General features: G+C 67.5%; 25 protein-coding genes. 13 read left to right on the plus strand and 12 right to left on the minus strand.

The genetic code is table 11. The features are described from left to right. Window positions 1–53: 53 nt before the first annotated feature. On the plus strand, window positions 54–353 hold the full coding sequence (locus AC5O77_RS00200; protein ID WP_014037036.1) for a DUF2388 domain-containing protein: 300 nt from the start codon (window positions 54–56) through the stop codon (window positions 351–353). 40 nt (window positions 354–393) lie between these two features. Beyond that, complete coding sequence (locus AC5O77_RS00205; RefSeq protein ID WP_494506292.1) at window positions 394–2,190, plus strand: DUF7844 domain-containing protein; 1,797 nt, start codon at window positions 394–396, stop codon at window positions 2,188–2,190. Here AC5O77_RS00205 and AC5O77_RS00210 read toward each other — a convergent pair. Next, window positions 2,168–3,244 (minus strand): ATP-binding protein, encoded by a 1,077-nt coding sequence (locus AC5O77_RS00210; protein WP_032128780.1) that lies wholly within the window; start codon window positions 3,242–3,244, stop codon window positions 2,168–2,170. The two genes, AC5O77_RS00205 and AC5O77_RS00210, sit on opposite strands and share 23 nt — an antisense overlap. Continuing rightward, window positions 3,244–3,960 carry a response regulator gene (locus AC5O77_RS00215; protein ID WP_020424480.1) on the minus strand — a complete coding sequence of 239 codons (717 nt, stop codon included), beginning with the start codon at window positions 3,958–3,960 and terminating at the stop codon, window positions 3,244–3,246. The genes AC5O77_RS00210 and AC5O77_RS00215 overlap by 1 nt, the downstream gene beginning before the upstream one ends. Window positions 3,961–4,089: 129 nt before the next feature. Here AC5O77_RS00215 and AC5O77_RS00220 point away from each other — a divergent pair, with 129 nt between their 5' ends. The 4 genes from AC5O77_RS00220 to AC5O77_RS00235 all read left to right on the plus strand — a co-directional run bounded on the left by AC5O77_RS00220 (window position 4,090) and on the right by AC5O77_RS00235 (window position 9,576). After that, window positions 4,090–5,238, plus strand: coding sequence for an efflux RND transporter periplasmic adaptor subunit (locus AC5O77_RS00220; protein WP_032128781.1), 1,149 nt, complete (start codon window positions 4,090–4,092; stop codon window positions 5,236–5,238). A gap of 36 nt (window positions 5,239–5,274) precedes the next feature. Further along, entirely contained in the window at window positions 5,275–8,424 is a 3,150-nt protein-coding gene (locus AC5O77_RS00225) for a multidrug efflux RND transporter permease subunit (RefSeq protein WP_494506293.1), read from the plus strand. Then, window positions 8,405–8,797 (plus strand): nuclear transport factor 2 family protein, encoded by a 393-nt coding sequence (locus AC5O77_RS00230; protein WP_494506294.1) that lies wholly within the window; start codon window positions 8,405–8,407, stop codon window positions 8,795–8,797. The genes AC5O77_RS00225 and AC5O77_RS00230 overlap by 20 nt, the downstream gene beginning before the upstream one ends. 83 nt (window positions 8,798–8,880) lie before the next feature. Beyond that, window positions 8,881–9,576, plus strand: a complete 696-nt coding sequence (locus tag AC5O77_RS00235) for a COG3650 family protein (RefSeq protein WP_494506295.1) — start codon at window positions 8,881–8,883, stop codon at window positions 9,574–9,576. Window positions 9,577–9,626: 50 nt separating this feature from the next. Here the strand turns inward: AC5O77_RS00235 and AC5O77_RS00240 are convergent, their stop codons facing one another. The 6 genes from AC5O77_RS00240 to AC5O77_RS00265 form a co-directional block, all read right to left on the minus strand. Continuing rightward, on the minus strand, window positions 9,627–10,160 hold the full coding sequence (locus tag AC5O77_RS00240) for a hypothetical protein (RefSeq protein ID WP_494506296.1): 534 nt from the start codon (window positions 10,158–10,160) through the stop codon (window positions 9,627–9,629). Beyond that, window positions 10,150–10,716, minus strand: a complete 567-nt coding sequence (gene yeiP, locus AC5O77_RS00245; protein WP_005409468.1) for an elongation factor P-like protein YeiP — start codon at window positions 10,714–10,716, stop codon at window positions 10,150–10,152. The genes AC5O77_RS00240 and yeiP overlap by 11 nt, the downstream gene beginning before the upstream one ends. Before the next feature lie 49 nt (window positions 10,717–10,765). Next, window positions 10,766–11,536 carry an SDR family oxidoreductase gene (locus tag AC5O77_RS00250; protein ID WP_132810025.1) on the minus strand — a complete coding sequence of 257 codons (771 nt, stop codon included), beginning with the start codon at window positions 11,534–11,536 and terminating at the stop codon, window positions 10,766–10,768. 100 nt (window positions 11,537–11,636) lie between these two features. After that, the gene (locus tag AC5O77_RS00255) at window positions 11,637–12,533 is read right to left on the minus strand and encodes a hydroxymethylglutaryl-CoA lyase (protein ID WP_494506297.1); all 897 of its coding nucleotides are present in this window, start codon (window positions 12,531–12,533) and stop codon (window positions 11,637–11,639) included. Beyond that, entirely contained in the window at window positions 12,530–12,931 is a 402-nt protein-coding gene (locus AC5O77_RS00260; RefSeq protein WP_121503172.1) for a VOC family protein, read from the minus strand. Before AC5O77_RS00260 ends, AC5O77_RS00255 begins: the two co-directional genes overlap by 4 nt. A gap of 2 nt (window positions 12,932–12,933) precedes the next feature. Beyond that, complete coding sequence (locus AC5O77_RS00265; RefSeq protein ID WP_494506298.1) at window positions 12,934–13,722, minus strand: enoyl-CoA hydratase-related protein; 789 nt, start codon at window positions 13,720–13,722, stop codon at window positions 12,934–12,936. A 119-nt stretch (window positions 13,723–13,841) separates the two neighbouring features. On the opposite strand from AC5O77_RS00265, the gene AC5O77_RS00270 reads away from it, so the two are divergent. The 3 genes from AC5O77_RS00270 to AC5O77_RS00280 are packed head-to-tail and all read left to right on the plus strand — an operon-like array spanning window position 13,842 to window position 16,212. Then, window positions 13,842–14,096 (plus strand): FeoA family protein, encoded by a 255-nt coding sequence (locus AC5O77_RS00270; RefSeq protein ID WP_032128790.1) that lies wholly within the window; start codon window positions 13,842–13,844, stop codon window positions 14,094–14,096. Continuing rightward, window positions 14,093–15,958, plus strand: a complete 1,866-nt coding sequence (gene feoB / locus AC5O77_RS00275) for a ferrous iron transporter B (RefSeq protein WP_494506299.1) — start codon at window positions 14,093–14,095, stop codon at window positions 15,956–15,958. Before AC5O77_RS00270 ends, feoB begins: the two co-directional genes overlap by 4 nt. Next, window positions 15,958–16,212, plus strand: coding sequence for a DUF6587 family protein (locus AC5O77_RS00280; RefSeq protein WP_049400125.1), 255 nt, complete (start codon window positions 15,958–15,960; stop codon window positions 16,210–16,212). Before feoB ends, AC5O77_RS00280 begins: the two co-directional genes overlap by 1 nt. Window positions 16,213–16,281: 69 nt before the next feature. Here the strand turns inward: AC5O77_RS00280 and AC5O77_RS00285 are convergent, their stop codons facing one another. From AC5O77_RS00285 to AC5O77_RS00300, 4 genes are all read right to left on the minus strand, one after another. Beyond that, a complete protein-coding gene (locus AC5O77_RS00285) occupies window positions 16,282–16,743 on the minus strand; it encodes a DUF4304 domain-containing protein (RefSeq protein ID WP_423162811.1) in 462 nt (153 codons plus the stop codon). A 116-nt stretch (window positions 16,744–16,859) separates the two neighbouring features. Further along, on the minus strand, window positions 16,860–17,441 hold the full coding sequence (locus AC5O77_RS00290; protein ID WP_134952024.1) for an NAD(P)H-dependent oxidoreductase: 582 nt from the start codon (window positions 17,439–17,441) through the stop codon (window positions 16,860–16,862). Window positions 17,442–17,496: 55 nt separating this feature from the next. Next, complete coding sequence (locus tag AC5O77_RS00295; RefSeq protein WP_494506300.1) at window positions 17,497–17,892, minus strand: MerR family transcriptional regulator; 396 nt, start codon at window positions 17,890–17,892, stop codon at window positions 17,497–17,499. Between the two features lie 4 nt (window positions 17,893–17,896). Continuing rightward, window positions 17,897–18,658: a 3-oxoacyl-ACP reductase gene (locus AC5O77_RS00300; protein ID WP_494506301.1), complete on the minus strand. Its 762-nt coding sequence runs from the start codon at window positions 18,656–18,658 to the stop codon at window positions 17,897–17,899. 90 nt (window positions 18,659–18,748) lie between these two features. Here AC5O77_RS00300 and dapB point away from each other — a divergent pair, with 90 nt between their 5' ends. The 4 genes from dapB to greA all read left to right on the plus strand — a co-directional run bounded on the left by dapB (window position 18,749) and on the right by greA (window position 24,813). Then, on the plus strand, window positions 18,749–19,468 hold the full coding sequence (dapB, locus tag AC5O77_RS00305; RefSeq protein WP_478057256.1) for a 4-hydroxy-tetrahydrodipicolinate reductase: 720 nt from the start codon (window positions 18,749–18,751) through the stop codon (window positions 19,466–19,468). Between the two features lie 354 nt (window positions 19,469–19,822). Continuing rightward, window positions 19,823–20,950: a glutamine-hydrolyzing carbamoyl-phosphate synthase small subunit gene (gene carA, locus AC5O77_RS00310; RefSeq protein ID WP_042358678.1), complete on the plus strand. Its 1,128-nt coding sequence runs from the start codon at window positions 19,823–19,825 to the stop codon at window positions 20,948–20,950. A 147-nt stretch (window positions 20,951–21,097) separates the two neighbouring features. Beyond that, window positions 21,098–24,340, plus strand: coding sequence for a carbamoyl-phosphate synthase large subunit (gene carB, locus AC5O77_RS00315; RefSeq protein ID WP_032128799.1), 3,243 nt, complete (start codon window positions 21,098–21,100; stop codon window positions 24,338–24,340). Window positions 24,341–24,348: 8 nt separating this feature from the next. Then, window positions 24,349–24,813 carry a transcription elongation factor GreA gene (gene greA, locus AC5O77_RS00320; RefSeq protein WP_026347191.1) on the plus strand — a complete coding sequence of 155 codons (465 nt, stop codon included), beginning with the start codon at window positions 24,349–24,351 and terminating at the stop codon, window positions 24,811–24,813. The last annotated feature ends 2 nt before the right edge of the window (window positions 24,814–24,815 follow it).

The following is a 24,815-nucleotide window of genomic DNA, read 5'->3' on the forward strand; positions in this document are numbered from 1 at the left end:
ATCCTTCACGCACCCGTTACGCTCCACGCTTCCTAACAACCGGCTTCGAACCGATGACCCGTCCGCTTCTGCTGCTCGCCCTGCTGTCCCTGCCGCTGGCCGGCTTCGCTTCCAGCTTCGCCGGCACGTCGGCCGGTTCGGCCACGGGTGCTTCCTCCGGTTCCTCGGGCAGCAGCTCGGGCGATGACAAGGTGGTACTGGCTGCACGCGACGATGCCGCTGCGTTCGTCGCAAGCGATGGCCAGATCCGTGGTGCCCGCCTGCAAGCCGCGCTGGTCCACCTGCGTGAGCAGAGCACTGCCGCGCAGCAACAGAGCGACCTGGAACTGGCCCGCGCGCTGCTGGCGCGTTGATCCCGCCTTCGGGTAGTGCCGGCCGCCGGCCGGCAACGCCATGACATCTGCACGGAACGCAGCCACGCACGGCGTGGCTCTACTGCTGATCGCTCATGCCGCGCACGCGGCTGATCGCCTGCAGCTCGATCCTGCGGGGTTGAGCCCTGCACAGCAGCAGGTAGCGACGCAGACCCTGGCCGACGTGCAGTCATTGTTGCCAGATGGCCTGCTGCGCGCCCTGCCGGCGCAGGTGCAGGTGCGCTGGAGTGATGGCCTTCCCGCCGAGGTGCATGGCCGCGCCTTCGCCGGCCGCATCACGTTGCGCCGCGATCTGCTGGATGACAGCATGCCCGGCGCCCGGCGTGCGCGACGCAGCGCGCTGGTACACGAACTGACCCATGTTGCGGACCGTACGGGGGCGAACTGGTCGCGCAGTGTGCGCTGGCGTGATCTGGCCGGGTGGCAGCGCAAGCCCTGGCATCTCGGCCGTGGCGACAACGACTTCCGTGACCGCAGTCCGGATGCCTATGAACTGAAAGATCCGGCCGAGTACCTGGCAGTGAACGCCGAGCATTTCGTGCTCGACAGCGAGTTTGCCTGCCGGCGCCCGGCACTGGCGCAGTGGTATCAGGCCCATTTCGGAACCCCGCCATCGCTGCCGCAGTCGCACTGCGCGACCACGCTGCCCTTGCTGCAGGCTGAATCGGAAGAGGGCGCGGCGTCGTTGCTGCACCTCGACCCGGCACGTGTCTACGCGGTGGATTACCTGTTTGCCGAAGGCAGCGCGCAGCCGATGAGCCGCTGGGGCCACAGCATGCTCCGGCTGGTGATCTGCCGGCCGGGCCGTGCGCCGGGGCCGGACTGTCGCCTGGACCTGGAATACCACCGTGTGCTTTCGTTCCGTGCCTTCGTTGGTGACGTGCAGATTTCCAACTGGCGTGGCCTTACCGGTGGCTACCCGTCGCGACTGTTCGTGCTGCCGCTGCAGCAGGTAGTGGACGAGTACACCAAGGTGGAACTGCGCGGGTTGCAGTCGCTGCCGTTGCAGTTGTCGCCCGGCGAGATCGCCAGCCTGCTCGAGCGCACTGCGCAGGTGCACTGGAGCTATGACGGGCGCTATTACTTCGTCAGCAACAACTGCGCGGTGGAAACCGCCAAGCTGCTGCAGGCGGGTGTGCCTCGGCTGGGGGAGGCCGGGCTGGCCCAGCTGAGTCCGCGTGGTTTGAAGCGTCGGCTGTCGCGGCTGCAGGTACTGGATGAGCAGGTGCTGGCTGATCGCGATTCGGCACAGGCGCAGGGTTACTACTTCGCCTCGGCACGCGATCACTACCAGCAGTTGTTCGGCGTGGCGGCAGCCCAGCTGGCATTGCCCGCACGCGACGTACGCGGCTGGTTGAAGCTGCCCGCACAGCAGCGTGCGCTGTGGTTGCTGCAGGGCGACCTGCGCGCAAGCGCCGGCCTGCTGCTGCTGGAACAGGCTGCGCAACGCCGCGCCGAGCTGCGCGCGCGCGATATGCTGAAACGGCGCCTGCTGGCCGCACCGGACAGTGCCGAGACCCGGGGCCTGCGCCAGTTGCTGGAGCAGGGTGGGCAATGGCTGCGCCCGGGTACGCTGCTGGCGGACGACGGCTACGGGTTGCCGCTGGCCGATGAGCAGGCGGTGCTGGCCGAAGCGGTTGCCACCGCCAGCGCACAGGCGGTGCCGGCCTGGCAGGCGCTGCGCGTACAGCTGCGTCAGCAGCTGCCGGAGAAGCAGCGCAACGAAATGGATGCGATCGACGCCAACCTCGCTGCGCTCGGTGCCCGTCTGCGGGAACAGGCAGCCACGCCGGCTATTGGCGCGGCAGCTCGATAACGAAACGGCTGCCACCAGCGTTGCCCGCCGTGCAGTAGACGCGGCCGCCGTGCGCGTCGGCGATGGCCTTGACCACCGCCAGGCCGAGCCCGCTACCGCCACCCTGGCGCGAACGCGAACCGTCGGCACGCATGAACGGAGAGAAGATGTCGGCGTGCAGCTCAGGGTCGATGCCCGGGCCCTCATCCTCGATCGCTACCTGCACATGGCCCGGTGTGTCATGCACGGCAATCCGCACCTTGCCCGGGCTGGCATAGCGGCGCGCGTTCTCCAGCAGCGCCAGCAGCGCCTGGCGCAGGCGGGTCGGGTCGCAGTGCGCGTTGTGTTCTTCGCGGCTGGTTTCCAGCTCCAGCACGAAGCCGGCGGCGCGGAACTGGGGATCGACCAGGGTCATCACCGAATGCACTTCGGCCACCACGTCGGTACGTGCGCGGCGCACGTCCAGCCGCGCATTGTCGGACAGGCTCAGCACGCGCAGATCCTCGATCAGTCGTGACAGGCCCTCGACCTGGGCGAGCAGGCTGCGGAACTGTGATTCGTCCGGCTGGAAGACGCCCTCGGCCAGGCCCTGCAGGCGGCCGCGCAGGATCGTCACCGGCGTCCGCAGTTCATGGGCGATGGCTGCATGCCACATCGCACGCTCGCTCTCCACGTGCTGCAGCCGCCGCGCCATGGCATTGAAGTCCTCGACCAAGGTGGCCACTTCGCCCGGCGAGTTTTCCTCGACGCTGGCACGAGCACCGAGGTCGCCGCCCGCGAGCGCGCGCACGCTGTCCACCAGTGAATTCAACGGCGACAGGATGCGATGGGCAAGACGGAACGAGGCGGCGATGGCCAGCGCCAGGCCGGTCAGGATCACGCCGACCATCCATGCCAGTTCAGGGCCGGTCGGCAGCCAGCTTTCCGGCTCCTCGGTAGTGCCGGGGAAGAATTCGACCAGGACCGCATACAGCAGCCACGATGACAGGATCATCATCACGATGACGCCGATCACCATCAGCGACATCGAGACGATGATGTGGCGGCTGAGCCCGGAGCGGCGCAGGCGGGCCATCAGCGGTCGGCCATCAACCGGTAGCCGACGCCACGCACGCTGGCCGGCACATTGACCATGCCCACTTCATCCAGCTTGCGGCGCAGCTTGCTGACATGGCTGTCGACCGTGCGCTCCAGCGCCTCGCTTTCCGGCAGGCATTCGTGCATCAGTTCACTGCGGCTGAAGATGCGGGTCGGCGCCAGCGCCATGCAGTGCAGCAGCTTGAACTCGGTGAGCGTGAGCAGCACTTCGTGGCTGTAGCCTTCGCCTTCCACGTGTACGGCGTGGGTGGCCGAGTCGATCAGCAGCGGGCCCGCCCGCAGCGCGGTCGGGGCGTCCACGCGCGAGGCGCGCAACGTACGCCGCAGCACGGCGCGCACGCGCGCCGCCACTTCGGCCGGATTGAATGGTTTGACCACGTAGTCATCAGCGCCCATGCGCAGTGCGGTCAGCTTGTCCAGGTCCTGGTCCAGTGCGGTCAGCATGATCACGGGCGTCTCGCCGCGCTGGCGCAGCTGGGTCAGCACGCTCCAGCCATCCAGCCGCGGCAGCTGCACGTCGAGCAGGACCAGGTCGGGGCGGGCGCTGCGATGCAGGTCCAGTGCGCTGTGGCCGTCGGCGGCGCGCAGCGTACGCAGTCCTTCGCGTTCCAGATAGGCGGTAAGAATGTCGGCGATCTCGGCCTCATCCTCGACGATCAGGACGAGGGCGGCGAGGGCAGGGGCGGCATGCATGCAGGGGCGGGGCCTTAAGGTGCTTGCCTCCATCGTATCTCCACAGTTCCTCCATCGAAACCCCATCATCGCCACGCACACTGGGTTCTTCAGAACCTATCAGCCGCCCGCGCGGCATTGTGCACAGCAATGAGAACCTTCAGGACTCCGGTCGCGTTGATCGCGGCCCTCGCCCTGGCCATGACGGCCTGCTCCACCCCCGAAGCCACGCCCGAAGCCGCACCCCGCGTGAGCGTGGTTACCGTCGGCCCGCAGGTGGTGCAGCGTGACGACGAACTGCCTGGCCGCGTGGCCGCCGTGCGCACCGCGCAGATCCGAGCGCAGGTGGGTGGCATCGTGCAGCGCCGGCTGTTTGACCAGGGCGCGGAAGTAGACGCCGGCCAGGCCCTGTTCCAGATCGATCCGGCGGCCTTCCGTGCCGATGTCGATTCGGCACTGGCCGCGCTGCAGCGCAGTGAGGCCGCCCTGGGCCGCAGTCGCGTGCAGTCGCAGCGCCTGCATGCACTGGCCGCGGCACAGGCCGTCAGCCAGCAGCATCGCGACGATGCCAGTGCCGAGTACGAACAGGCCCGTGCCGCGGTGAATGAAGCGCGCGCGATCCTGGCCCGTCGCCAGCTCGACCTGCGCTATGCCACGGTCAGCGCGCCGATTGCCGGCCGCATCGACCAGGCGCTGGTGACCGAAGGTGCACTGGTCGGCGTGGCCGATGCCGAGCCGATGGCGGTGGTACAGCAGATCGACCAGGTCTACGTCGATGTGCGCCAGCCGGCGGCCCAGCTGGAATCGCTGCAGCGCAGTGCTGCCGGTGGTGGCGAGCTGCCGGTGACGATCATCGGTGCCGCCGGCAAGCCGCTGTCCGAGCGTGGCCAGATGCTGTTCTCCGGCATCAACGTCGATGCGCGTACCGGTGATGTGATCCTCCGCATCCTGGTCGACAACCCGCAGCGCCAGCTGCTGCCCGGCATGTATGTGCGCGCGAAAGTGCCGCGGGGTGCACCGGCCAGTGCGCTGACCGTGCCGCAGCAGGCCGTGCTGCGCAGCGCCGGTGGCCAGGCTTATGCCTGGGTGATCGGTGGCGATGGCAAGGCGGTGATCCGCACGCTGGAGGTCGACGGCAGCGTTGATCGCCAGTGGCTGGTGCGCACCGGTCTGAAGGCGGGCGAAAAGGTGGTGGTCGAGGGCCAGGAACGCCTGCAGGAAGGCGTGGTGGTCGATGCGCGCGACTGGCAGGTGCCGGTCGCCAGCGCCGGCGCGGTGCAGGCCGGCAGCAAGGGCTGAGCCTTTCCCGGGCCAGCCCCTCCAGGAAAATCCAACATGGCACGTTTCTTCATCGATCGCCCGGTGTTCGCCTGGGTGCTGGCGATCTTCATCATCCTGGCCGGCGTACTGGCGATTCCGCGCTTGGCCGTGGAGCGCTATCCGGCGGTCGCGCCGCCCAGTGTCAGCATCTATGCCAGCTACCCGGGTGCCAGCCCGCAGACGCTGAATGATGCGGTGGTCGGGCTGATCGAGCGCGAGCTGTCCAGCGTCAAGCACCTGCTGTACTTTGAATCGTCGGTGGACACCTCCGGCGAAGCGTCGATCACTGCGACCTTCAAGCCCGGTACCAACCCGGAGCTGGCGCAGGTGGACGTGCAGAACCGGATCAAGGCGATCGAGCCGCGCCTGCCGCGCAGCGTGCGCCAGAACGGCCTGTTCGTGGAGGCCGCCGATTCCGGCTTCCTGATGCTGGTCGGCCTGCGTTCGCCGGATGCCAGCGTCAGCGAAGCCGCGCTGGGCGATTTCATGGCGCGCAACATCATCGAAGAGCTGCGCCGCATCGATGGCGTCGGCCGCGTGCAGCTGTTCGGTGCCGAACAGGCGATGCGCGTTTGGCTGGACCCGACCCGGTTGACCGGCTACGGCCTGACCATGGGCGACGTGGCCACCGCCATCGAGCAGCAGAACCTGGAGATCTCGCCGGGACGCATCGGTGATTCGCCGGGTGTTCCGGGCCAGCGCATCACCGTGCCGCTCAGCGCCGATGGGCAGCTGTCCACGCCGGAGCAGTTCGCAGCCATCGTGCTGCGCGCCGGGGCAGACGGTTCACGGGTGGTGCTGGGCGATGTCGCCCGCGTCGAACTGGGCGCGCAGAGCTATGCGTGGGGCACCCGTGAGGATGGCCACCCAGCGACCGCCGCCGGGGTGCAGTTGCGTCCTGGCGCGAACGCAGTGCGCACCGCGTCGGCGGTACGCGAGCGCATGGCCGAACTGGCGCCGCTGCTGCCGCGCGGCGTGGAGTCGAGCATTCCGTTCGACACCGCACCGTTCGTGAAGATCTCGATCCAGAAGGTGGTGCAGACGCTGCTGGAGGCCATGCTGCTGGTGTTCGCGGTGATGTACCTGTTCCTGCAGAACTGGCGCTACACGCTGATTCCGGCGCTGGTCGCACCGATCGCGCTGCTCGGCACCTTCGCGGTGATGCTGGCACTGGGCTTCTCGATCAACGTGCTGACCATGTTCGGCATGGTGCTGGCGATCGGCATCATCGTCGACGACGCCATCGTGGTGGTCGAGGGCGTGGAACGGATCATGGCCGAGGAAGGACTGCCGCCGCGCGAGGCCACCATCAAGGCGATGCGCGAGCTGACCGGTGCGGTGATCGGCATCACCCTGGTGCTGACCGCCGTGTTCATTCCGATGGCGTTGGCCAGCGGCTCGGTGGGCGCGATCTACCGCCAGTTCACCGTGGCGATGGCGGTGTCGATCCTGTTCTCGGCGCTGCTGGCATTGAGCCTGACGCCGGCGCTGTGCGCGACCCTGCTGCGCCCGAATAGCCATGGACACCATGGTCGTGGCGGGCTGTTCGGTGCCTTCAATCGTGGCTTCGAGACGATGACCGGGCGCTACCAGCGTGGCGTGGCCTCGGTGCTGCAGCGCAGTGGGCGGGTGATGGGCGTGTTCGCCGCACTGGTGGTGGCGCTGCTGCTGGGACTGCACTGGTTGCCGGGTGCGTTCCTGCCGGAAGAAGACCAGGGCTATTTCATGACCTCGATCCAGCTGCCTGCCGAAGCCACGGCCGAGCGCACGCTGGCCGTGGTCGAGGCCTACGAGCGGCATGTGGCGTCACGCCCGGGCATCGGCTCCAACCAGTCGATCCTTGGCTACAGCTTCTCTGGCTCCGGTCCGAGTGCGGCGCTGACCTACACCATGCTCAAGGACTGGGGCGAGCGTGCAGGGGCCACCGCAGCCGGCGAAGTGGAGGCCGCGCAGAAGGCGATGGCCACGATTGCCGAGGGCGAGGTGATGAGCGTGATGCCGCCGGCGATCGACAGCCTGGGCCGTTCGTCCGGGTTCTCGCTCGCCCTGCAGGCGCGTACCGGGCAGAGCCAGGCCGAACTGCGCGCCGCCCTGCAGCAGCTGCTGAAGCTGGCCGAGGCCAGCCCGCTGCTATCGGAAGTGCATGCCGATGGCCTGCCGGCCGGCACCAGCGTGCGGCTGGACATCGACCGGGCCAAGGCCGAGGCGATGGGCGTGGGCTTCGAACACATCAGCAGCACGCTGTCGGCTGCGATGGGCTCGCAGTACGTCAATGACTTCCCCAACAAGGGCCGGTTGCAGCAGGTGATCCTGCAGGCCGATGCACCCCACCGGATGGAACTGGAGGACGTGCTGAAGCTGTACGTTCGCAACAGCGAAGGCGGCATGGTGGCGTTGTCCGAGCTGGTGACCCCGCACTGGACCGAGGCGCCGCTGCAGCTGCAACGCTATCTCGGTTTCCCGGCGCTGAACCTGTCTGGCGCACCGGCATCCGGTGTTTCGACCGGCCAGGCGATGGCGGAGATGGAGCGGTTGGCGGAGAAGCTGCCGTCCGGCTTCGCCCTGCAATGGACCAGCCAGTCGCTGCAGGAGCGCGAATCCGGTGCGCAGGCGCCGTGGCTTTTGCTGCTGTCGATGCTGGTGGTGTTCCTGGTGCTGGCGGCGCTGTACGAGAGCTGGTCGATTCCGCTGGCGGTGATGCTGGTGGTGCCGCTGGGCCTGCTCGGCGCGGTCGCCGCCGTGTTGTTGCGCGGCATGCCCAACGACGTGTTCTTCAAGGTCGGCATGATCACGGTGATCGGGCTGTCGGCGAAGAACGCGATCCTCATCGTCGAGTTCGCACGCCAGCTGCAGCAGCAGGGCCGGGGCCTGGTGGAAGCGGCGCTGGAGGCGGCACGGCTGCGCCTGCGGCCGATCGTGATGACCTCGCTGGCGTTCGCGCTGGGCGTGGTGCCGCTGATGCTGGCGCAGGGCGCATCGAAGGAAACCCAGCAGGCGATCGGAACCGGCGTGTTCGGCGGCATGGTCAGTGCGACCGTGCTGGCGGTGTTCTTCGTGCCGGTCTTCTATGTAGTAGTGCAGGGCGCGCGGCAGTGGATCGCGCAACGCCTGCGCAGGCGCCGGCCGATGCCGGAAGGATCCGTGGATGGAACGGGACATCGTTGAAGACCTGCATGAGCGGCAGCTGGCAGCGCTGGAACAGCGCCTGCGGCAGGCATTGCTGGATGACGACCACGATGCGCTGACCGCGCTGGTATCGCCGGCCTTGTTCATGATGGACGGGCAGGGCGGGCGCATGCTCGATCTGCCCTGGCTGGGCGACTGGCTGGCCGGGAACCTGCGGGTGAGCAGCCTGCAATCGTACGCGGTGGAAACGCTGCTGTGCGGACGCCTGGCATTGTTGTCCAGCGACGTGCGCTTGTCGGTGCGCGGGCAGGGCCAGGAGCGCGAGCTGAAACTGCGCCTGCTGCGGGTCTGGACCTGCAGTTCCGGCGACAGCGGCGCGCAGCGGCTGTCGATGGCGGTACTGGCCGCATGAACGCGGTCAGGCCGCTTTCAGGCCCCGCTCACCGGCAGGTGGTAGGGTCGAAGATCTCTGTAGTGTCGACAAGGAGTCGAGCCATGCGTGTAGTCCCCAGTCTATTGGCAGCCTCCCTCGGGTTGGTCCTGGCCGCGTGCCAGCCGGCACAGCCACCCGCTGCGGGCGGCACTGATGCCGCGCCGCCGGCCGCGCCCGAACCGGCTGCCAGCACCGGCGCCGGTACCGGCAGCGAGACCATGTACCGGTGTGGTGATCTGAACGTGCGCGCGACCTTCAATGGCGAGGATGCGGCGACGGTAGTGATCGGCGAACGTACCTTCGCCATGACCTCCGAGCGTGCGGCGTCGGGCGCGAAGTATGGCGATGGCCAGGGCAACAGCTTCTGGACCAAGGGCAGCGATGACGGCCTGTTGAGCCTGAAGGGCGAGGCCGATCGCGAGTGCCATGCGGTCGAAGCCACCGAAGGCGATGGCAGCGCCGGCAATGCCGCGTTCCGTGCCACCGGCAATGAACCCGGCTGGCTTGCAGTCGTTGACGGCGATGCGCCGGGCCTGCAGGTGGAAGTCGATTACGGCGAGCGCCGCTTCGATGTGGCCAAGCCCACCGAGGGGGCCGACGGATGGAGTGGCAAGGCGTCCGACGGTACCGATGTCAAGCTCAGCTTCCAGCGCACCACCTGCCAGGACGACATGAGTGGTGAGGCGTTCGAGGCCAAGGTGAACCTGACCATCGGCACCCGCCAGTACCACGGCTGCGGCAATTTCGGCGCGAAGTAACGCCCGATTCCGCGGATCGGTGACGCCGGGCCATGCCCGGCGTGCATCGATCAGCCCCCGCAGGGCTTCAGGTCGAGATCGAAGTCCAGGTCATAGCGACCGTTGATCCCGATCAGCGCTGCGCGGACAGCGCAGTCACCGCGATAGCGCGCGACCAGATCGGTGAAGTTCTTCTCGCGGCCTTCGCAGTATTTGGCGCTGGCCTCTTCCAGTTCACGGCGACGCTCGTCGTCGTACGGCTCTTCGCCGGCGAAATGCTGGCAGGTGTTCTCGCGCGCGAGGAAGGCCTGCACGTCGGCCGGCATCGCGCAGTAGATGCGCACGTCGTCGACGTCATACACATCCTCCGGGACCGGACAGCCTGCGGCTGCACGTACCTTGTCCAGGTCCTCATCGCCCGAGGGCTGCTCGGTAGCGGGCTCCGCTTCGGCGGTGGCCTCCACGGCGGCCGGTGCCTCCACCGCTGGTGCGGCGGTCACGGCCGGTTCGGCTGGCGTGGCGTCGGCAGCATTGTCCGCTGCCTGCGGCGAACATGCCGCAAGCAGGGACAGGCAACCGATCAGCGCAAGGCGCTTAGTCGGCACGGCCAGCGAATTCGCCGGTGGCGGTGTTCACCAGCACGCGCTCGCCGTTGACGATGTACTCCGGCACCATGATTTCGATGCCGGTGTTGAGCTTGGCCGGCTTCGGGCGCTTGGTGGCGGTGCCGCCCTTCAGTTCCGGCGGCGTCTCGATCACTTCCAGCACCACCGAGGCCGGCAGCTGGATCGCCACCGGCTGCTCGTCGATCACCTGCACGTAGATGCCGGTCAGGCCGTCGGTGATGTAGCCGGCGTCGTCGCCGATCACGTCCGCGTCCAGGGTGTACGGGGTGTAGTCCTCGTCATCGAGGAACACGAAGGCATCGCCGTCCTTGTACGAATAGGTGGACTGGCGGCGCAGCAGTTCGACTTCGACCAGGTTGTCGTCGGCATCGAAGCTGGCGTCGAGCTTGTTGCCGCCCGGCACGCTGTACATGATGAAGCGGAAGCGGACGTTGCCGCCGCGACCCTGCGGCGAGCTGCGCTCGATGTCGCGGATCTGGTACACGCCGTTGTTGTACTCGACGACGTTGCCCTTCTTGATGTCGTTGGCTTTCATGGTGATCTAGGTCGTTGGGGGAGGGCGCCGTCCCGGCGCCCGGGGGGAATCACTTCGGAGCGAGGCGGGTAGCGCCGTCCAGGCGGATGGTCTCGCCATTGAGGTAGGTGTTGCCGAGGATGAAGCCAACCAGGCTGGCGAAGTCTTCCGGCTTGCCCAGGCGTGACGGGAACGGGATCGACGCGGCCAGTGACTGCTGCACCGCCTCGGGCATGCCGTCGACCATCGGCGTCCAGAACACGCCTGGAGCAATCGTATTGACGCGGATGCCGAAGCGCGACAGTTCGCGCGCCATCGGCAGCGTCATCGACACCACGCCGCCCTTGCTGGCGGCATACGCGGCCTGGCCGATCTGGCCTTCGTAGGCGGCGATGCTGGCGGTATTGATGATCACGCCGCGCTCGCCGTCGGTGCCGGCTTCGTTGTGCTGCATGCGGTTGGCCGCGGCCTTTGCAACGTTGAAGCTGCCGACCAGGTTGACCATCACCGTGCCCTGGAAGCCGGCCAGCGGCATCGGCCCTTCTTTGCCCAGCACGCGGCCGGCGCCGAGGATGCCGGCGCAGTTCATCGCCACGTTCAGGCCACCGAGGAACTCGTGGGCCTGGTCGATGGCTGCCGAAACGGCCGCTTCATCGCTGACGTTGACGTTGAAATAGCGGGCCTTGTCGGCACCCAGCCCGGCAACGGCGGCTGCACCCTTGTCGTCGTTGAGGTCGAACAGGGCCACCTTGCCGCCCTGGGCGACGAGGTGCTGGGCCACGGCAAGGCCGAGGCCGGAAACGCCGCCAGTGATCACGGCACGTACGGAAGACAGCTGCATTGAACGGTCCTGCAGGTTCGAGAACCGCCGATTCTAACGGAAGCCGCGACCGCCGCTGTTGTGCACTGCGCCGCCTTTGCGGGGCGGCGCAGCGCAACGGTCAGCCGGCGGCGGCCAGTGCCTGGCCGGTGCGGCTGGCAGTGGCGCGGCCGAGCAGGCCGGCCAGCCAGCGGCCGGTCTCGGCCAGTGCCGGCAGGTCCACGCCGCTGTCCAGGCCCAGGCCCTGCAGCAGGTAGACCACATCCTCGCTGGCGACGTTGCCGCTGGCGCCCTTGGCATACGGGCAGCCACCGGCACCGGACACCGCGCTGTCGACCACGCGCACGCCTTCTTCCAGGCAGGTGGCGATATTGGCGATGGCCTGGCCATAGGTGTCGTGGAAGTGCACGGCCAGTGCCTCCATCGGAATCTCGGCAGCAACCGCCTGCAGCATCGCCCGTGCCTTGCGCGGGGTGCCGACGCCGATGGTGTCGCCCAGCGAGATTTCGTAACAGCCCATCTGGTGCAGGGCACGCGCCACACGCACCACGTCGGCCAGTGGCACCTCGCCCTGGTAGGGGCAGCCGAGCACGGTGGAGACATAGCCGCGCACGCGCACGCCATCGGCGGCGGCGCGGCGCAGGATCGGCTCGAACCGGGCCAGCGATTCGTCGATGCCTGCATTGGTGTTGGTGCGGTTGAACGCCTCCGAAGCGGCGGTGAACACCGCCACTTCCTCCACGCCCACCGCACGGGCGCGGTCGTAGCCCTGTTCGTTCGGCATCAGCACCGGGTAGTGGATGCCGGGCCGACGCTGGATGCCGGCGTAGACCTCGGCGGCATCGGCCAGCTGCGGGATCCACTTCGGGCTGACGAAGCTGGTCGCCTCGATGCTGCGCAGGCCGGTGGCCGACAGGCGGTTGATCAGTTCGATCTTGTCGGCGGTGGACACCGACTGCTTTTCGTTCTGCAGGCCGTCACGCGGGCCGACCTCGACGATACGGACGTAGTCGCTCATGCGGCCACCTCGTCGGAGGGGCGGTGGCAGACCGCCTCGATGTTGTTGCCATCCGGGTCGAGCACGAAGGCGCCGTAGTAGTCGGGGTGGTACCACGGGCGCAGGCCCGGCGCGCCGTTGTCGCGACCGCCGGCGGCGAGGGCAGCGGCATGGAAGGCGTCCACCTGGGTGCGGCTGGCGCAGGCGAAGGCCACGTGCACACCGTGGCTGGCGGTGCCGCCATTGCCGAGCCAGAAGAACGGCTTGCCCTCGCTGCCGAAGCCGATGTGGTCGTGCGCGCCGGTCTGTTCGGCGGTGACTTCCATCACCACGCCGATCTGCAGCGGCGCCAGCGCCTGCAGGAAGAAGGTCTTGCTGCGCGCCAGGTCGGCGCTGGTCAAACCAAGATGATCGAGCATGTTCAGGCTTCCGTGACCCAGTGGGGCGCGCGCTTGTCGAGGAAGGCGCCCAGGCCTTCCTGGCCCTCGGCGGACACCCGCAGGCGCGCGATCAGGGCGGCATTATCGCGATCCAGGGCATCGCGGTCATGGCTGTCACGCACCTGCCGCACCAGCTGCTTGGCGCTGGAAGAAGCGATCGGGCCGGCCTTGTCGAGCAGGGCCAGCTGGCGCTGCATGGCCTCGTCCAGGCGTTCCGGCTCGACCAGCTGGTGGACCAGGCCGATGCGCAGCGCAGTCTCGGCGTCGAAATGCTCGCCGGTGGCGAACCAGCGACGGGCCTGGCGCGGGCCGATGGCCTCGATCACGTAGGGCGAGATCACCGCCGGCAGCAGGCCGAGGCGGCTTTCGGTCAGGCCGAAGCGGGCCGCGGTGCTGGCGATGGCGATGTCGCAGCAGGCGACCAGGCCGACGCCGCCACCGAAGGCCGCGCCGTGGACCCGGGCCAGGGTCGGCTTGGGCAGCTCGTCCAGGGTGCGCATCAGCCGCGCCAGGGCCAGCGAGTCCTCGCGGTTGTCGGCCTCGCTGGCGGCGGCCATGCCACGCATCCACTGCATGTCGGCGCCGGCCGAGAAGGAGGCGCCGTGGCCGGCCACCACTACCGCGCGCACCGCGTCGTCGCGTCCGGCGGCTTCGAGGGCGGCGGTCAGCCGCGCTATCAAGCCGGCGTCAAAGGCATTGTGCAGCTCCGGCCGGTTCAGCCAGAGGGTGAGGACGGCGCCGCTGCGCTCGATCTGCAAAGCATCGTTCATGGGATTCCAGGGTCACTCCATACCTGTATGGATCATAGCGGGCCATTGGTCATGGGCCATGACGCGACGCGGGAATGTTAGAATCGAGAACCATTTACATCCAGCAGAGAATGCGCTAGATGACGCTGTCCGAACTGCCGCTGCACGCCTCGGCCGTGGTCGAGTCCGTGCAGGACCTCCATGCCAACGATGCCATCGCCCGTCGCCTGCGCGAGCTGGGTTTCGTGAAGGGCGAGGAAGTGCGCCTGGTGGCCAAGGGCCCGGTCGGTGGCGAGCCGCTGCTGGTGCAGGTGGGGTTCACCCGGTTTGCGCTGCGTATCAGTGAAGCCAAGCGCGTCGTGGTCGACGCCAACCGCCAGGAGCGTCGCGCATGACCGCTGCAACTTCTACCGCGCCCCTGCGCATTGCGCTGGTCGGTAACCCCAACAGTGGCAAGACCGCGCTGTTCAACCAGCTGACCGGCAGCCGCCAGAAGGTTGCCAACTACACCGGCGTCACCGTCGAGCGCAAGGAAGGCCGCCTGCGCGCGCCGTCCGGTCGCGAGTTCGCCGTACTCGATCTGCCCGGTGCCTACAGCCTGCACCCGGCCAGCCTGGACGAGGCGATCACCCGTGACCTGTGCCGGGGCTTCTACCCGGGCGAGGCTGCACCGGACGTGCTGCTGTGCGTGATCGACGCCACCAACCTGCGCCTGCACCTGCGCTTCGCGCTGGAACTGCGCGAGCTGGGCAAGCCGATGGTGGTTGCGCTGAACATGGTTGATGCGGCCCAGCGCCGTGGCATCCAGGTGGACGTGGCCGCGCTGGAGCGCGAGCTGGGCGTGCCGGTGGTGGAAACCGTGGCGGTGCGCAAGCAGGGCGCCAAGGCCCTGGTCGAGCGCCTCGATGCGATGGTGCCGCACCTGGATGCGCCGGTGCCGGGCCCGGAAGGTGGCATCGACTACCACGCCAAGGTGCGCGAGATCCTGTCGGTGGCCGTGCGCATGCCGGCACGGACCGCCAAAGTCGACGACGCGCTGGACCGCTGGCTGCTGCACCCGATGTTCGGCCTGATCAGCCTGGCGGTGGTGATGTTCCTGATCTTCCAGGCGGTGTATGCTTGGGCGACACCGTTGATGGACGGCATCGAGGCCGGTTTCGCCTGGCTTGGTGCCTTCGTCGGCAGCGTGCTGCCGGAAGGCCCGCTGGCCAGCCTGCTGACTGACGGCATCATCGCCGGTGTGGGTGGCGTGGTGGTGTTCCTGCCGCAGATCTTGATCCTGTTCTTCTTCATCCTGGTGCTGGAGGAATCCGGCTACCTGCCGCGTGCGGCGTTCCTGCTCGACCGCATGATGGCCGCCGCCGGCCTGTCTGGCCGCTCGTTCATCCCGCTGCTGTCCAGCTTCGCCTGCGCGGTGCCGGGCATCATGTCCACGCGCAGCATCCAGGACCCGCGTGACCGCCTGGCCACGATCCTGGTGGCGCCGCTGATGACCTGCTCGGCACGCCTGCCGGTGTACGCGCTGCTGATCGGTGCGTTCATCCCGCAGAAGACGGTGTGGGGCGTGTTCAACCAGCAGGGCCTGGTGCTGTTCGGCCTGTATGCGGCCGGCATTCTCAGTGCACTGGCGATGTCGTGGATCATGAAGAAGTGGCGCCGCGACAAGAGCGAGCACCCGCTGATGCTGGAGCTGCCGTCGTACCGCCTGCCGCATGTGCGCGACCTGGCGGTGGGCCTGTACGAGCGCGGCATGATCTTCCTCAAGCGCGTCGGCGGCATCATCCTGGCGCTGACCATCCTGCTGTGGGTGCTGCTGTCGTTCCCGGCGGCTCCGGCCGGCGCCACCATGCCGGCCATCGATTACAGCTATGCGGGCCAGATCGGCCATGCGATGGCGGTGTTCTTCGCGCCGCTGGGCTTCAACTGGCAGATCTGCATTGCGCTGATTCCGGGCCTGGCCGCGCGCGAAGTGGCGGTGTCCTCGCTGGCGACCGTGTACGCGCTGTCCGCAGCCGATGACGATGCCGCCAGCCAGGCGCTGACCCCGCTGATCAGCGACGGCTGGTCGCTGGCCACCGCGCTGTCGCTGCTGGTCTGGTACATCTACGCCCCGATGTGCATCTCGACGCTGGCCACCATCAAGCGCGAGACCAATTCGTGGAAGACGATGGCCTTCTCGGCGTTCTACCTGTTTGCTGCGGCCTACGTGGCGGCGCTGATCACCTACCAGGTGACCAAGGCGCTGGGGGGCGGCTGATGGACCGCGGACTGCTGCTGCAGTACCTGATCATCGCGGTGGCCGTGCTGGTCAGTGCCTGGGTGGTGCTGAAGAAGCAGTTCCCCGGCACCGTGCGCAAGCTGCGCGGGGCGCTGGCGCTGGCCCTGCTGAAGCCGGGCCGCGCTGCCTGGCTGCAGGCGCTGGGGCGGAAGATCGCACCGCCGGTGAGCGGAGGCGGTGGCGCCTGTGGCGGTTGCGACAGCTGCGGGCCGACGCCGCCCAAACAGCACTGAATGTGTCCTGGTAGGTGCGAACCTTGGTCCGCACACTCCTGGAGTCCATCCACGCATGGCGTGGATCTGCTAGACCTCTCTGCGGATGAGCGCGCGGAAGTTCCCGTCCTGATTCAATCGCCGCACCGACTCGCGGTTTCCATGGGTTGCCGCGAAGCCCGCCACGTCGGCAAGGGCACCGAGCAGCAGGCATTTCATCCCATCGCGATTGCCGGCCTCCAGCAGATCATCCAGATCCTGCTGGATAAAAGCCCGGCGCAGGCCGGGCGTCTCTTCGATCCGCCAGTCGACATGAGGCGTGGGAATGCTGGAGCGGTATCTGAAGGCGGTTTCAAGGTCGTCAGGCGCGAGGGGATACGCGAGCAGTTCTGGAAAGTAGAGCCCGGCATTCACATAGAAGCCCCGGCTTTCGCTGGCGCGTTGGTGATTCACGACAAGCAGGGCGGCATCCAGCAAGCGGTAGCGGGTCGTCGACGTGCCGGAAAAGCCGGCCTTCCTGGCGCACTTGCTGAAGACAGTCGAGGATTTCATGGGCTTTGCCTGGGCCGTAAGAAGTGCCCACAGCCTTGAGGCACGGTGCCTGGCGGTCAATTGGCAAACGCGACACATGGAATGTGGCCGGCATTTCATCCACGCATGGCGTGGATCTACCTGGCGCGTGAACCCAGCTCTGCTGCCAACGCCAGCCACTTGCTGCGTTGTGCTGGGGTACTGCTGCGCACCGCACCGAGACGGCTGACCCGCACCGGGCGGATGCCGCAGAATTCCAGAATGGTGGCGCGGATCTGGGTGATGCCCGGGTCGCGGTAGATCCAGCGGTAGTACCAGGGCGGCGTATCCAGCGTGGTGATCACCCGCGCGCTGCGCCCGGCCAGCAGCCGGTCCCACCACACCGAATCGCGCCGGTAGCGGAAGGCGTACCCCGGCAGCAGCGCGCGATCGAAGAAGCCCTTCAACAACGCCGGCATCGCACCCCACCAGGTCGGGTAGACCAGCACTAGGTGATCGCAGGCCTCGATCGCATCGGCGGCGTCCTGCAGATCGGCTTCCAGTGGCTGGATCTGGCGATAGCCATGCCGCAGCACCGGATCGAACTCAAGGTCGCCCAGTGCGATCAGTCGCACCCGATGACCGGCGTTCTCGGCGGCGGTGGCATAGCGCTGGGCGAGGGCGCCGCACAGGCTGTCGCGGTCGGGATGGCCGAGCAGGATCAGGATGGAACGGGACACGGCAACCTCGGGCAATGGAAAGTGCGCGAGGCTGCGGTCTGCCCCAAGGGCAGAGTCAAGCCTGGGTCGTGCAGCCGCTGGGTTCCAGCACGCAGTCATTGCTGCCGGAGAGCAGCCACTGCTGCAGTTCGTCGCTGACCTGCTGCAGGTCGAGCTCGACCTGCGCCAGCCGTGCCCGCTCGCTGGCAATGCGGCTGCGCTGCTGCTCAAGCAGGGTCAGCACTGCCTGCCAGTCGAGCCGCCCGTCGCGGCCCTGCAGGCGCGAGATTGCCGCCAGCGTGATACCCAGCCCCAGCGCCTGGCGGATCAGCTGCACCCAGGCCACGTCCTGTTCGCTGTAGTCGCGGTAGCGGTTCGGTCGTGGCACCGGCGGCAGCAGGCCGCGCGCCTCGTACAGTCGGATGGCCTTGGCGCTGGCACCGGTCAGGCGGCTTACCTCGGAGATGCGCATCGGCTCAGTCCCGCACCAGTCCGCCATCCACCACCAGGTTCTGGCCGGTCACCGCGCGTGACCACGGGCTGGCGAAGAACAGCGCGGCATCGGCGAATTCGGCCGGGGTGATGACGCTGCGCAGCGGGGTGTTGGCGGCGATGTAGTCGAACACCGCTTCGGGCGTGGCGGAACTGGCATCGGTGGTGCGCAGCAGGCCGCCGGACAGCATGTTGACGGTGATGCCGTGCGGGCCGAGGTCGCCGGCCAGTGTGCGGGTCAGCGACAGCAGTGCGGCCTTGGCGGCGGTGTAGTCGTGGTAGGGCACCACCGGGTTCTGGAACAGGTTGGTGCCGATGTTGATCACGCGGCCGAAGCGGCGGGCCTGCATGCCGGGCAGGGCGGCCTGCACGGTGTTCAGCGCGCCACGCACGCTGCCCTCGAACTGCGCCTGGAAGGCCGGCCAGCCGATGTCGGCGGCGGCGTCGCGGGCATCGCCATTGAACGAGAAAGCGGCCAGCGCGTTGTTGACCACGGTGGTGACACCTTGGCCGAAGTGGGCCAGCGCGTGCTGCAGCATCGCATCCACCTGGGCGCGGTCGGTGACGTCGGCCGGCAGCGCGATCGCCTGTCCGCCCAGCTCAGTGGCCAGCGTACGTGCGGCGGCTTCGCTGCGGTGGTAGTTGATGATGACGCGGGCGCCCTGGGCGGCGAAGGCGCGGGCGATGTGCTTGCCAAGGCCGCGGCCGGCGCCAGTGACCAGCACCAGCTGTTCGCTGATCTGCATGAAGGAGCTGCCATCCATTGCATGAAAGGGCATGCAGCGTAGCAGCGATGGCGCTTGCCGGAGCGGGCGTGCTGCCGCTAGCCTGCAGGCATGAACCAGACTCCCCTGCGATTGCTCATTCACGGTGCCTCCGGGCGCATGGGCCAGGCCCTGCTGCGGCTGGCCGCCGAACATCCCGAAACCCTGCAGATCGTGGCTGCGGTAACCGGCCGTGCGCCGACCCAGCGCGTGGTCGACGGCGTGCCGTTCTTCGGCGCCAGCGAACTGCCTGGCGCGCCGGTGTTCGATGTGGCGATCGACTTCAGCCTGCCGGAGGGCTTCGACCCGATGCTGGCGCTATGCGTGGAGCGGGGTGCGGGCCTGGTCTCGGGCACTACTGGCATCTCCAGCACACAGCGGCAGGCGCTGGAGGCCGCGGCGGCGTCCATCCCGCTGGTCTGGGCGTCGAATTTCAGCCTGGGCGTGGCGGTACTGGACGAGCTGGTCGAGCGCGCGGCGCAGGCGCTGGCCGGCTGGGACTGTGACATCGTCGAATCGCACCACACGCAGAAGAAGGACGCGCCGTCGGGTACCGCGCTGACCCTGGGCGTGGCCGCGCAGCGGGGTGGGGCGGAGCCGCATTACGCCAGCCTGCGTGCCGGTGACATCGTCGGCGAGCATCTGGTGCAGTTCACCGGCCTGGGTGAGCGCATCGAGCTGGTGCACCGGGCCACCAACCGCGACATCTTCGCCCGCGGCGCCCTGTTTGCCGCCCGCCAGCTGCAGGGCCGCGCCCCGGGCAGCTACCGGGTGCGGGACCTGCTGCAGTAAGGCGGTAGTGCCGGCCGCTGGCCGGCAGCTTGCGGGCGCCCGAAGGCGTGGGGATTGCCGGCCAGCGGCCGGCATTACAGGCGCCCGATGGCGTGGAGATTGCCGGCCAGCGGCCGGCACGATCTGGCGGCGGACCCCGCATACGCCGCCGGATTGAAATGAATGCGCAATCGCCTGTTCATGAAGTGCGATAACCGCTGGCGCGAGCGCCCCGGCAGCGCTACAATTCGCACTCGCCGAATCACGAAAGCCGGACCGGTCCCAGACCGCACGTCCGCGCTTTTTTGCAACCGGATTTCCGTGAAGCGCAGGCGTGACTTCGGCAGCCCCCTCGGTAGCCAAAGTGAGATTCCCGTGACCCAAGCCGCAATCCTCGTCCTCGAAGACGGCACCGTATTCGAGGGCGAATCCGTAGGCGCGCCCGGCCTGTCCGTCGGTGAGGTGGTGTTCAACACCGCCATGACCGGCTACCAGGAAGTGCTGACCGACCCGTCCTACGCCCGGCAGATGGTCACGCTGACCTATCCGCATATCGGTAACACCGGCATGACCGACCAAGACAATGAAGCGTCCAAGGTGTGGTCGGCCGGCCTGATCGTGCGCGATGTTCCCCGCCGTCCCAGCAACTGGCGCAGCCAGGTGTCGCTGCAGGACTGGCTGATCCAGCGCGGCGTGGTCGCCATCGCCGGTATCGACACCCGCAAGCTGACCCGCATCCTGCGCGAGAAGGGCGCGCAGAACGGTGCGCTGATGGCCGGTGACATCGACGTGGAAAAGGCACTGGAAGCTGCCCGCAAGTTCCCGGGGCTGAAGGGCATGGATCTGGCCAAGGTCGTCACTACCGAGAAGACCTACACCTGGACCGAGGGCCAGCTGGACCTGGACGCCAACGCCTTCGTCAGCGTGCCGGCGAAGTTCAAGGTCGTGGCCTACGACTTCGGCGTGAAGACCAACATCCTGCGCATGCTGGCCGAGCGCGGCTGCGAAGTGACCGTGGTGCCGGCACAGACCCCGGCCGCCGAAGTGCTGGCACTGAAGCCGGACGGCGTGTTCCTGTCCAATGGCCCGGGTGACCCGGAACCGTGCGACTACGCCATCGAAGCGATCAAGACCTTCATCGACGTGAAGATCCCGACCTTTGGCATCTGCCTTGGCCACCAGCTGCTGGGCCTGGCCTCGGGCGCGCAGACCATGAAGATGGGCCACGGCCACCACGGTGCCAACCACCCGGTGCAGGACCTGGACAGCGGCCGGGTGATGATCACCTCGCAGAACCACGGCTTCGCGATCGATGAAGCGACCCTGCCGGCCACCCTGCGCGTGACCCACCGCTCGCTGTTCGATGGCACCAACCAGGGTGTCGCCCGCACCGACGTGCCGGCGTTCTCGTTCCAGGGCCACCCGGAAGCGTCGCCGGGCCCGACCGATGTCGGTCCGCTGTTCGACCGCTTCGTGGTGCTGATGGAGCAGGCCAAGGCGTGATCAGTACGCCGCCGGCCCCCCGGTGGCGTCGCGATGGACCGTAAACCCCGCAACGCTGCTGCCGCTGGCGCGGCGCTGCGGATCAAGATTCCTGATCGACAGCGTGCGATCACCCCCTTGTCACGCTGTACTGACTTAGAGAAGAAAATGCCCAAGCGCACTGACCTCAAGACCATCCTCATCATCGGTGCTGGCCCGATCGTCATCGGCCAGGCCTGCGAGTTCGACTACTCCGGCGCCCAGGCCTGCAAGGCCCTGCGTGACGAGGGTTACCGCGTGGTGCTGGTCAACAGCAACCCGGCCACGATCATGACCGACCCGGAGATGGCCGACGCCGTCTACATCGAGCCGATCAACTGGCAGACGGTCGAGAAGATCATCGCCAAGGAAAAGCCCGATGCGCTGCTGCCGACCATGGGTGGCCAGACCGCGTTGAACTGCGCGCTGGACCTGGCCGACAACGGCGTGCTGGAGAAGTACAACGTCGAGCTGATCGGCGCCAAACGCGAAGCGATCCGCATGGCCGAAGACCGCGAGCTGTTCCGCGTCGCCATGGGTGAGATCGGCCTGGAATGCCCGACCGCCGCCGTCGCCCATACCCTGGACGAAGCGCTGGAAATCCAGACCCGCGTCGGTTACCCGACCATCATCCGCCCCAGCTTCACCCTGGGCGGCAGCGGTGGCGGCATCGCCTACAACCGCGAAGAGCTGGTCGAGATCGTCAGCCGCGGTCTGGAACTGTCGCCGACCACCGAAGTGCTGGTGGAAGAGTCGGTGCTGGGCTGGAAGGAGTTCGAGATGGAAGTGGTCCGCGATACCGCGGACAACTGCATCATCGTCTGCTCGATCGAGAACCTGGACCCGATGGGCGTGCACACCGGTGACTCGATCACCGTGGCCCCGGCGCAGACCCTGACCGACAAGGAATACCAGCGCCTGCGCGACGCCTCCATCGCCGTGCTGCGCAAGATCGGCGTCGATACCGGTGGCTCGAACGTGCAGTTCGGTATCAACCCGAAGACCGGCCGCGTGGTCGTCATCGAGATGAACCCGCGCGTGTCGCGTTCCTCGGCGCTGGCCTCCAAGGCCACCGGCTTCCCGATCGCCAAGGTCGCCGCCAAGCTGGCCGTGGGTTACACCCTGGACGAACTGAAGAACGAAATCACCGGTGGCCTGACCCCGGCCTCGTTCGAGCCGTCGATCGACTACGTCGTCACCAAGATCCCGCGTTTCGCCTTCGAGAAGTTCCCGGCCGCCGATGCCCGCCTGACCACCCAGATGAAGTCGGTGGGCGAGGTGATGGCAATGGGCCGTACCTTCCAGGAGTCGGTGCAGAAGGCGCTGCGTGGCCTGGAAACCGGCAAGGTCGGCTTCGACCCGACCGGCCTGGACCTGAGCAATGAAGAAGACCTGCAGACCCTGCGCCGCGAGCTGAAGGCCCCGGGCCCGGAGCGCCTGTTCTTCGTCGCCGATGCGTTCCGTGCCGGCATGAGCGTGGAAGAGATCTACGCACTGTCGTTCATCGATCACTGGTTCCTGGACCAGATCGAGGAAATCATCGCGGCCGAAGCCGAAGTCGCTGCCGGTGGCATCGACGCGCTGGACGCCGCCCGCCTGCGCAAGCTGAAGCGCGCTGGCTTCTCCGACGCGCGCCTGGCGCAGCTGACCGGCACCAACGAAGCCGCCATCCGCGCGCTGCGTCGTGCGCACAAGGTGCGCCCGGTTTACAAGCGCGTCGATTCCTGCGCCGGTGAGTTCTCCACCGGCACCGCCTACCTGTACTCGACCTACGAGGACGAGTGCGAGGCCGCGCCGAGCAACCGCGACAAGATCATGATCCTGGGCGGTGGCCCGAACCGCATCGGCCAAGGCATCGAGTTCGACTACTGCTGCGTGCACGCAGCACTGGCGCTGCGCGAGGATGGCTATGAAACCATCATGGTCAACTGCAACCCGGAAACCGTGTCGACCGACTACGACACCTCCGACCGCCTGTACTTCGAACCGCTGACCCTGGAAGACGTGCTGGAAATCGTCGAACTGGAACAGCCGAAGGGCGTGATCGTGCAGTACGGCGGCCAGACCCCGCTGAAGCTGGCGCGCGCGCTGGAAGCCAACGGCGTGCCGGTGATCGGCACCAGCCCGGACTCGATCGATCTGGCCGAAGACCGTGAGCGCTTCCAGCAGCTGGTGGACAAGCTGGGCCTGAAGCAGCCGCCGAACCGCATCGCCCGCAACGACCAGGAAGCCCTGCTGCTGGCCCGCGAGATCGGCTACCCGCTGGTGGTGCGCCCGAGCTACGTACTGGGCGGCCGTGCGATGGAAATCGTCTACGGCGAAGCCGACCTGGCCCGCTACGTGCGCGACGCAGTGAAGGTGTCCAACGATTCGCCGGTGCTGCTGGACCGCTTCCTCGACAACGCCGTGGAGTGCGATGTCGACATCATTGCCGATGCCCAGGGCAACGTCCTGATCGGCGGCGTGATGGAGCACATCGAAGAAGCCGGCGTGCACTCGGGCGATTCTTCGTGCTCGCTGCCGCCGTACTCGCTGTCGGCTGAAACCCAGGCCGAGCTGCGCCGCCAGGTGGTGGAACTGGCCAAGGCCCTGAACGTGGTCGGCCTGATGAACACCCAGTTCGCGATCCAGACCAGCGATGAAGGTGCCGACACCATCTACCTGCTGGAAGTGAACCCGCGTGCCTCGCGCACCGTGCCGTTCGTGTCCAAGGCTACCGGCATGCCGCTGGCCAAGATCGCCGCCCGCTGCATGGCTGGCAAGACCCTGGCCGAGCAGGGTGCGACCAAGGAAATCGTGCCGGACTACTACTCGGTGAAGGAAGCGATCTTCCCGTTCGCCAAGTTCCAGGGCGTCGACCCGATCCTCGGGCCGGAGATGCGCTCCACCGGTGAGGTGATGGGCGTCGGTCGCACCTTCAACGCCGCCTTCGCGCGTGCGCAGGAAGCCGGTGGCATCAAGGCGCCGCCGGTCGGCAAGGCCTTCGTCTCGGTCCGCGATCCGGACAAGAAGCGCGTGCTGCCGGTGGCCAAGGCGCTGCTGGCGCGTGGCTACAGTCTGGTCGCCACCCGCGGCACCGCCGCGTGGCTGCAGCAGCACGGCATGGACTGCGAGATCATCAACAAGGTGGTTGAAGGCCGTCCGCACATCGTCGACTCGATCAAGAACGGCGAGATCGTCTACATCGTCAACACGACCGAAGGTCGTTCGGCGATCAACGACTCGTTCTCGATCCGTCGCGAGGCGCTGCAGCATCGCGTCACCTACTCGACCACCATTGCCGGCGCCAAGGCGCTGGTGGATTCACTGGAATTCCGCGGCACCGGCCCCGTCTGGTCGCTGCAGGAGCTGCACAAGGAGTTGAATGCATGAGAGCCCCCATCACGATGAAGGGCGCGCAGAAGCTGCGCGACGAGCTGGATCACCTGAAGTCGGTCAAGCGCCCGAAGGTCATTGCGGCCATCGCCGAAGCGCGTGAGCATGGCGACCTGAAGGAAAATGCCGAGTACCACGCCGCGCGCGAGGAACAGGGCTTCATCGAAGGCCGCATCAAGCAGCTGGAAGGCGAGCTGTCGCACGCCGAGATCATCGACGTGAGCAAGCTCAACGCTGGCTCCAAGGTGGTGTTCGGCGCCAGCGTGACCCTGGCCGACGTGGAAACCGACGAAGAGAAGAAGTACCAGATCGTCGGTGACCTGGAAGCGGACATCAAGCTGGGCCTGATCGCCATCTCCTCGCCGGTGGCGCGTGCGATGATCGGCAAGCTGGAAGGTGATTCGATCGTGATCGACGCCCCGGCCGGCCAGCGCGAGTACGAGATCGTCAGCGTCAGCTACGTGGACTGACC

It is taken from the genome of Stenotrophomonas sp. INTA L402-1 (assembly GCF_059295135.1).

Bases quoted from the DNA above. Each gene is read 5' to 3' on its own strand.
- AC5O77_RS00200 (WP_014037036.1), top strand. From the start codon at position 54: ATGACCCGTCCGCTTCTGCTGCTCGCCCTGCTGTCCCTGCCGCTGGCC.
- AC5O77_RS00205 (WP_494506292.1), top strand. From the start codon at position 394: ATGACATCTGCACGGAACGCAGCCACGCACGGCGTGGCTCTACTGCTG.
- AC5O77_RS00210 (WP_032128780.1), bottom strand. From the start codon at position 3,244: ATGGCCCGCCTGCGCCGCTCCGGGCTCAGCCGCCACATCATCGTCTCG.
- AC5O77_RS00215 (WP_020424480.1), bottom strand. From the start codon at position 3,960: ATGCATGCCGCCCCTGCCCTCGCCGCCCTCGTCCTGATCGTCGAGGAT.
- AC5O77_RS00220 (WP_032128781.1), top strand. From the start codon at position 4,090: ATGAGAACCTTCAGGACTCCGGTCGCGTTGATCGCGGCCCTCGCCCTG.
- AC5O77_RS00225 (WP_494506293.1), top strand. From the start codon at position 5,275: ATGGCACGTTTCTTCATCGATCGCCCGGTGTTCGCCTGGGTGCTGGCG.
- AC5O77_RS00230 (WP_494506294.1), top strand. From the start codon at position 8,405: ATGGAACGGGACATCGTTGAAGACCTGCATGAGCGGCAGCTGGCAGCG.
- AC5O77_RS00235 (WP_494506295.1), top strand. From the start codon at position 8,881: ATGCGTGTAGTCCCCAGTCTATTGGCAGCCTCCCTCGGGTTGGTCCTG.
- yeiP (WP_005409468.1), bottom strand. From the start codon at position 10,716: ATGAAAGCCAACGACATCAAGAAGGGCAACGTCGTCGAGTACAACAAC.
- AC5O77_RS00250 (WP_132810025.1), bottom strand. From the start codon at position 11,536: ATGCAGCTGTCTTCCGTACGTGCCGTGATCACTGGCGGCGTTTCCGGC.
- AC5O77_RS00255 (WP_494506297.1), bottom strand. From the start codon at position 12,533: ATGAGCGACTACGTCCGTATCGTCGAGGTCGGCCCGCGTGACGGCCTG.
- AC5O77_RS00260 (WP_121503172.1), bottom strand. From the start codon at position 12,931: ATGCTCGATCATCTTGGTTTGACCAGCGCCGACCTGGCGCGCAGCAAG.
- AC5O77_RS00265 (WP_494506298.1), bottom strand. From the start codon at position 13,722: ATGAACGATGCTTTGCAGATCGAGCGCAGCGGCGCCGTCCTCACCCTC.
- AC5O77_RS00270 (WP_032128790.1), top strand. From the start codon at position 13,842: ATGACGCTGTCCGAACTGCCGCTGCACGCCTCGGCCGTGGTCGAGTCC.
- feoB (WP_494506299.1), top strand. From the start codon at position 14,093: ATGACCGCTGCAACTTCTACCGCGCCCCTGCGCATTGCGCTGGTCGGT.
- AC5O77_RS00280 (WP_049400125.1), top strand. From the start codon at position 15,958: ATGGACCGCGGACTGCTGCTGCAGTACCTGATCATCGCGGTGGCCGTG.
- AC5O77_RS00285 (WP_423162811.1), bottom strand. From the start codon at position 16,743: ATGAAATCCTCGACTGTCTTCAGCAAGTGCGCCAGGAAGGCCGGCTTT.
- AC5O77_RS00295 (WP_494506300.1), bottom strand. From the start codon at position 17,892: ATGCGCATCTCCGAGGTAAGCCGCCTGACCGGTGCCAGCGCCAAGGCC.
- AC5O77_RS00300 (WP_494506301.1), bottom strand. From the start codon at position 18,658: ATGCAGATCAGCGAACAGCTGGTGCTGGTCACTGGCGCCGGCCGCGGC.
- dapB (WP_478057256.1), top strand. From the start codon at position 18,749: ATGAACCAGACTCCCCTGCGATTGCTCATTCACGGTGCCTCCGGGCGC.
- carB (WP_032128799.1), top strand. From the start codon at position 21,098: ATGCCCAAGCGCACTGACCTCAAGACCATCCTCATCATCGGTGCTGGC.